The organism is uncultured Brevundimonas sp. (assembly GCF_947305955.1).
GTDB lineage: Bacteria > Pseudomonadota > Alphaproteobacteria > Caulobacterales > Caulobacteraceae > Brevundimonas.
The window spans coordinates 1-6,243 of the sequence record NZ_CAMZFB010000080.1; the positions used below are offsets into that span (position 1 = coordinate 1).

Sequence of the window (6,243 nt, forward strand, 5' to 3'; positions counted from 1 at the left end):
TGCGGGCCTGATCCAACCGGGTTGGGCCAATACGGGGACGGTGGGCTTTGCCGCCCGCCACCGCGATCTGCAGAACGCCGCCCAGCTGGAAATGGCGCGTGCCACGGATGATCCGCGCACCTCGGCCAATGACCGGCTGGCCTATGCCCGTTTCCTTGTGGGATCGGGGCTGTATTACGAAGCCATCGGCGTGCTGAACGGCCTGATCGAGCATACGCCCGGCATGTTGGGCATGCCGGAGGTGCGGGGCCTTCGCGGGGCCGCTCGCGCCGCCATTGGTCGCTATGCCGAGGCGGAGAATGATTTCACCTCGGGCGCACTGGCAGGCGATCCTGCCGCCCGTGTCTGGCAGGGATATATCGCGGTCCAGCAGGGTGACTATGTCACCGCCCGCCGGATGTTCGGCGCGGGCTCGACCGCCGTTGACGGCTTCCCTACCGAATGGCGCGCCCGTTTCGGCACAGCCCATGCGCTGGCCGCCATCGAGACGGATGACCGTGCCGCCGCCAAGACCCTGTTGGACTATGTCTTTGGCCTGCCCGCCGTTCCTGCGGTCGAGCGGCTGGAAGCGCGTTTGGTTCAGGCGCGCCTGCTGGAAGCCGAAGGCCAGAAGGACCGCGCACTGGCCATCTATACCGCCGCGTCCAAGGCAGGGATGGAGGCCATCTCCACCACGGCCAAACTGGGCGTGATCCGTCTGTCGATGGACAAGGGCACGCTGAATGCCACGCAGGCCGCAAAACAGCTGGAAGACCTGAAATGGCGCTGGCGCGGGGATGGCATCGAACTGGCCGTTATCCAGTCGCTGGGCGAGCTTTATCTGTCGCAGGGGCGCTATCGCGAGGCCCTGACCGCCCTCAAGGGTGCGGGGACGCGGATCACCAGCCTGCCGGGGGGAGCCAAGCTGCAGGAGCAGCTGGATTCGGCCTTCCGTGCCATGTTCCTCGAAGGGGCGGCGGACGGGCTGCAGCCGGTTCAGGCGCTGGCCCTGTTCTTTGACTTCCGCGACTTGACGCCCGTCGGTGCCGATGGCGACGAAATGGTGCGCCGTCTGGCGCGGCGCCTGATTGACGTGGACCTGCTGGATCAGGCGGCAGAGCTTTTGAAATATCAGGCCGAGAACCGTCTGGACGGGGTGGCCCGCGCGCAGGTGTCGGCCAATCTGGCAGCCGTCTATCTGATGAACCGTCAGCCGGAAGCGGCGCTGCAGGCGCTTTGGACCTCGCGTTCGACATTGCTGCCTGCGGCGGTGGCGGCCGAGCGCCGTGCGTTGGAAGCGCGTGCCCTGATGGAGCTGGGACGTTACGACCACGCCCTGGAAATCCTCGGGCGCGATGCCTCCTCGGCGGCCAACGCCGTGCGTGCTGAAATCCTGTGGAAGCAGCAGAACTGGTCGGCGGCGGCACCGCTGTACGAGCAGGCGCTGGGCAACCGTTGGCAGGATACGGCCAATCCGCTGTCGATGGTCGAGGAGACCTATCTGATCCGTGCGGGCGTCGGCTATTCGCTGGCTAACAATGCGGCGGCGCTGAAGCGCGTCTCGGACCGCTACAGCCGCTTTGCCGAAGGGGCGCGTTCGTCAGGTGCGGTGCGTATCGCACTGGCGGGTATGGATGGCACGGGCAGTGGGGGGCTGGATAATTTCTCCAACCTGAGCGCAGAGGCCGATGCCTATGCCGGTTGGATCGCCAAGACCAAGGAAGAGTTCCGCGAACATGCGGGGCCGATCAAACCCGCTCCAGCCGCTGCTGCGGCTCCGGCAGCGGGTGCTGCGCCTCGAGGTTGATCGATCGGGGCCAGAGCGGAAGGGCATTTCCCTTCGTCGGTATTGCATACATCAGGCGGGGCTCTGGCAGGGCCTGACGGAAATGAAAACGGCGGCTCCGATGGGAGCCGCCGTTTCCGTAAGGATTAGCTGTTCACAGCGTCCTTGAGCGGCTTCGACACGCGGAAGCGCACGGCCTTCGAGGCCGGGATCTTGATGGTCGCGCCGGTGGCCGGGTTGCGGCCTTCGCGTTCTGCACGCTCAGCGGTGTCGAACACGCCGAGGTTCGAGATGCGCACGTCGCCGCCCGACTTGAGCGACTTGTGGATGTTCTCGACGATGGCGGTCAGAACCTTGCCGGCGTCTGCCTGCGAAACACCTGCGTCTTTGGCGACGGCAGCGATCAGTTCGGCTTGAGTGGTCATGAGGGTCGTTTCCCAAAGTGGTCGCCCGGGAACGTCGGGCGAAGATGAGGGATCAACGACGGTTTCGGGCGATTTGGCAAGCCCCCAAACCGCGCAAAAGCCCACGGGGTGGGGTTTTATCCCCCGCCAGCCGCTCTTTGGAAGCTTTCGACGAGGCTTCCGGCCACCAAACGCCACCCGTCAACCAGCACAAAGAAGATCAGTTTGAATGGCAGTGATACGACAACGGGCGGCAACATCATCATACCCATGGACATGAGGACGCTGGCGACCACCAAATCGATCACAAGAAACGGAACAAAAAGAAGAAATCCGATTTCGAACGCCTTCTTCAATTCGCTGATCATGAAGGCGGGGGTGACCACCCGCAGGGGCAGTTCGCCAAGCTCTGCCGGAGGCTCGATTTTGGACAGACGGGTGAACAGGGCCAGGTCCTGTCGGTCCACCTGAGCCAGCATAAAGGTTTTTACAGGTTCTGACGCTGCATCGAAGGCCTGAGGCAGCTCCATCTGCTGGTCCAGCAGGGGGCGGACCCCCGAATCATAGGCGTCCTGCCACGTCGGAGCCATGACGATGGCCGACAAAAACAGGGCCAGAGACACCAGCACAGCGTTGGGCGGCGACTGCTGCAGACCCAGTGCCGTCCGCAGCAGGGACAGCACCACGACGATCCGCACAAAGCTGGTCGTCATGATCACGATCGACGGTGCCAGCGACAGCACCGTCATCAGGGCAACAAGCTGGACCACCCGCTCGGACAGGCCCGCGCCGGTACCGAGGTCCACATTGATCGACGACTGGGCCAGTGCGCTGATCGGCCAGATCAGGCACAGGGCAGTGGTCACCAGCGACAGGAGGGCGGCGCGCTTCAACTCGCCCTTGCTTGGAAGGCCAAAGATGGACGGGCTGCGGGTCACAGCATGTCTCCGCTATGCAGATCGTGACCGGACGGGGCCGACGGGCCGCGCGGCTCGATCAGTTCGCGGCCTTCACCCAGCAGCAGCAGACGCTCTTCGTCGTCCACGCGCACCAGAACCAGACGGCGCGACGGGTCCAGCATCAGGGTCTCGATCACGCGAAGACGCTTTTCACGGCGCTCGCCCGTGCCCTGCAGGCGGGCCAGAACCTCTGGCATGTATTTGCGGGCCGCATAGGCCGCCAGACCGATCAGGCCGAGCGTAATGGCGAGACCGAATACGGCTCGCAGCAGATCAATCCAGTTCATCGCTTATTCGTGGCCCCCGGCCTGCGCCGTGTCTTAAGGCCAAGGTTTCGGCCAACGTGGTTAACACGGCTTTAAGATATAGAGACTATTAACCCTGTAGGCGGCAAATTCTGCCGATCAACCAATATGGGGCATGGGGCGTGTCCGTAACCGACCTGTCACTGCTGAACCAGATCAAGGGCCGTCTTGGCTGGCTGGACGACCGCCAGCGCGTGATCGCCCAGAACGTCGCCAATTCCGATACGCCGGGGTACGGGGCACGTGATCTGAAGGTCCCGACCGATTTTGCCGCTGCGATGAACCGCGAGCGCGGGGTGCGGGTCATGACGACCCACGCCGCCCACATCGCACCGCAGGGGCAGCAACAACTACGCTTTGACGTGGCCAAGGCACCGGACAGCGAGACCACGCTGGATGGCAACTCGGTCGTGGTTGAAGAACAGATGCTGAAGATGGCCGAGAGCCGCATGGCTTATGACGCTGCCATCGGCTTCTACCAGAAATCCATGTCCATGATCCGCATGGCCTCGCGCAAGCCGGGTCAGGGCTGAAGGTAAGGGGAGAGATTAACGATGGCTGATCCTATCAACGGACGTCCGGCTACCGCCCGCAACCCTGCCATGAGCGTGGCCGCGTCGGCCCTGCGCGCCCAGCAATCGCGCATGCGGATTATCGCCGAGAACATCGCCAATGCGAACTCGACCGCGCCTGTGGCCGGTGGTGATCCTTACCGTCGTCAGATGCCTGTGTTTCAGGCCCGCGACCTGAACGGCACGACCGGCGTGGTGCTGGCCGACGTCCGTCCGGACCAGAGCGATTTCAAGCTGGAATACGACCCGTCGCATCCGGCAGCCGATGCCGAGGGCTATGTGCGCCGTCCCAATGTCGACACCCTTGTCGAGGCCATGGACATGCGTGAGGCGCAGCGCGCCTATGAGGCCAACCTCAATGTGATCGAGACGGCGCGCGCGATGGAATCGCGCACCCTCGACATCATCAAACGCTAAGGGGCTAGGCTATGAATCCGGCAATGGCAGCACGCCTCTACTCGACGGTTCAGGGTAACAGCATGCCCGCGGCCCCCAAGCCGCAGGCGGCCGCCCCGACCCAAGGTCCCGGCTTTGCAGAAATCCTTCAGTCGGCTGTGGCCCAAACCGCCGACCAGACCCGCACCGCCGAAATCCAGATGGCCCAGAACGTCCAAGGGCAGGGCAATCTGATCGACGTCGTCACCTCCATCAGCGCCGCCGAGGCCTCGTTGGAAACGGTGCTGGCCGTCCGCGACCAGGTGATCTCCGCCTATAAGGAAATCATGGCCATGCCGATCTAGGGCGGGCTTGGATTTTTCTATTTTTTCAATTACATAAGATTAACTTGAAGAACATTGTATGGTCACGCTTCAAGGCGGGCCATGAAATGCTTTAAGTCTATCGCGTCGCTTGGCCTTGGGGCCGCTCTGGCCCTGTCGGCCACCCATGCTCTGGCTGAAGACAGCGCCTCGGCCTTTGCGCCTCTGAAGGCCGAAATCGAGCGCCAGTGCGAGGCGGGCCTCTTTGTGGGGGTCGCCTTGGTGCAAAAGGGTGACCAGACCCTGTTTAGCCATCAGTGCGGGCTGGCCGATCCGGCAAACCGCACGCCGATGACACTGGATACCCGTTTCAAGATCTTCTCGACGTCCAAGTCGATCACGGCCTTGACCCTGCTCAGCCTGTCGGAGACGGGCGAGATATCTCTGGATGCGCCGCTTTCAGCCTATCTGCCGCGTCTGCCGAGCCAATGGCAGGCAGTGACGCTGCGCCAACTGCTGAACCACAGCTCGGGCATCGGTGATTACAGCGATCAGGTGCTCATCCGCTTTTCCCAGAACCATGCCGCCACCATGGACCGACTGCTGGACGAACTGGCAACGGCGGACCAAGGGCTGGCCTATGAGACGGGCAAGGATATCGCCTACAACAATTTCGGATTTGAGCTGGCTGCCCATGCCGCATCGAAGGCGATGGGGCGCGGGTTTGGCGAGCTGATCCGCGAGCGGGTTCTGGAGCCTGCGGGTATGACATCCACGGATGTGGAAACCGAGATGCTGATTGGGCCGCATCCCCTGATCCGCTTTGATGCGGATGTGGCGATTGGCTATGTTGGCACGCCGCAAGCCCTGCAACTGACGGGCAGCTACTCCTATATGCAGCCCGGCGCGGGCGCTGTGCGGTCCTCGGCCAATGACATGATGAAGTTGGCCCGTGCGATTGAGGACGGCCGCATCGTCAAGCCGGAAACCCTTGCCGAAATGAGCCGTAACCTGATCCGCAAGTCCGATAGCGGTGAGTTTGAGGCGGGCCAGAATGCGGGCCTCGGACTGGGTCTCTTCGTTCGCAACACTGTGGCAGGTCCGGACCATTTCCATACCGGCGGGACCAATGGCTACATCACCTCATTTGGCCGCTTCGTGGACCATGATGTGGCCTATGTGCTGATGTCGGCACGCGGGTTCACCGATACCGAAGAACTGGACCGGAAGGTCGCTGAAGGCGTCGCAGCCGCGGTGGCCAGGTAGGACAGCAACAGGGCGGCCCGATGACAGGGCCGCCCTTTTTCACGCGTGGTTCGTTGAGGCGCTTATTTGGAGCCGGCGCGGGTGGAGTCCGAGAACTCTCCGGTGCGGGTGACCTTGCCCCACAGGAAGTTGACGGTGACGCCTTCGTTGGAGTCTGCGCGGTCATAGAACCAGATCTCGACGCCGTCCGGATTGCGGATCATGCGCGTCGGCTCGCCCATCGCATGGCGGACCTCATCCCGATCCATGCCGAAACGGGCGGCAGCGTGGTTTT

General features: G+C 63.0%; 8 protein-coding genes and 1 pseudogene. 5 read left to right on the plus strand and 4 right to left on the minus strand.

What is annotated here, in order from left to right:
• Positions 1-1,786 (plus strand): annotated as a pseudogene (locus Q0Y42_RS13735) (hypothetical protein); the annotation flags it as partial.
• A 125-nt stretch (positions 1,787-1,911) separates the two neighbouring features.
• On the opposite strand, the gene Q0Y42_RS13740 reads toward Q0Y42_RS13735, so the two are convergent.
• The 3 genes from Q0Y42_RS13740 to Q0Y42_RS13750 all read right to left on the minus strand — a co-directional run bounded on the left by Q0Y42_RS13740 (position 1,912) and on the right by Q0Y42_RS13750 (position 3,415).
• On the minus strand, positions 1,912-2,190 hold the full coding sequence (locus tag Q0Y42_RS13740) for an HU family DNA-binding protein (protein WP_242915361.1): 279 nt from the start codon (positions 2,188-2,190) through the stop codon (positions 1,912-1,914).
• Positions 2,191-2,306: 116 nt separating this feature from the next.
• Positions 2,307-3,107, minus strand: a complete 801-nt coding sequence (gene fliP, locus Q0Y42_RS13745; protein ID WP_297804879.1) for a flagellar type III secretion system pore protein FliP — start codon at positions 3,105-3,107, stop codon at positions 2,307-2,309.
• Positions 3,104-3,415, minus strand: a complete 312-nt coding sequence (locus Q0Y42_RS13750) for a flagellar biosynthetic protein FliO (protein ID WP_297804882.1) — start codon at positions 3,413-3,415, stop codon at positions 3,104-3,106. The genes fliP and Q0Y42_RS13750 overlap by 4 nt, the downstream gene beginning before the upstream one ends.
• 140 nt (positions 3,416-3,555) lie before the next feature.
• Here Q0Y42_RS13750 and flgB point away from each other — a divergent pair, with 140 nt between their 5' ends.
• From flgB to Q0Y42_RS13770, 4 genes are all read left to right on the plus strand, one after another.
• On the plus strand, positions 3,556-3,966 hold the full coding sequence (gene flgB / locus Q0Y42_RS13755) for a flagellar basal body rod protein FlgB (protein ID WP_297804886.1): 411 nt from the start codon (positions 3,556-3,558) through the stop codon (positions 3,964-3,966).
• A 21-nt stretch (positions 3,967-3,987) separates the two neighbouring features.
• Complete coding sequence (gene flgC / locus Q0Y42_RS13760; protein WP_297804889.1) at positions 3,988-4,422, plus strand: flagellar basal body rod protein FlgC; 435 nt, start codon at positions 3,988-3,990, stop codon at positions 4,420-4,422.
• A gap of 11 nt (positions 4,423-4,433) precedes the next feature.
• The gene (locus Q0Y42_RS13765) at positions 4,434-4,745 is read left to right on the plus strand and encodes a flagellar hook-basal body complex protein FliE (RefSeq protein ID WP_297804892.1); all 312 of its coding nucleotides are present in this window, start codon (positions 4,434-4,436) and stop codon (positions 4,743-4,745) included.
• An 81-nt stretch (positions 4,746-4,826) separates the two neighbouring features.
• A complete protein-coding gene (locus Q0Y42_RS13770; RefSeq protein ID WP_297804895.1) occupies positions 4,827-5,969 on the plus strand; it encodes a serine hydrolase domain-containing protein in 1,143 nt (380 codons plus the stop codon).
• Between the two features lie 62 nt (positions 5,970-6,031).
• On the opposite strand, the gene Q0Y42_RS13775 is transcribed toward Q0Y42_RS13770, so the two are convergent.
• Positions 6,032-6,243: hypothetical protein (locus tag Q0Y42_RS13775; protein WP_297804898.1), on the minus strand; the 212-nt coding region annotated here is incomplete at its 5' end.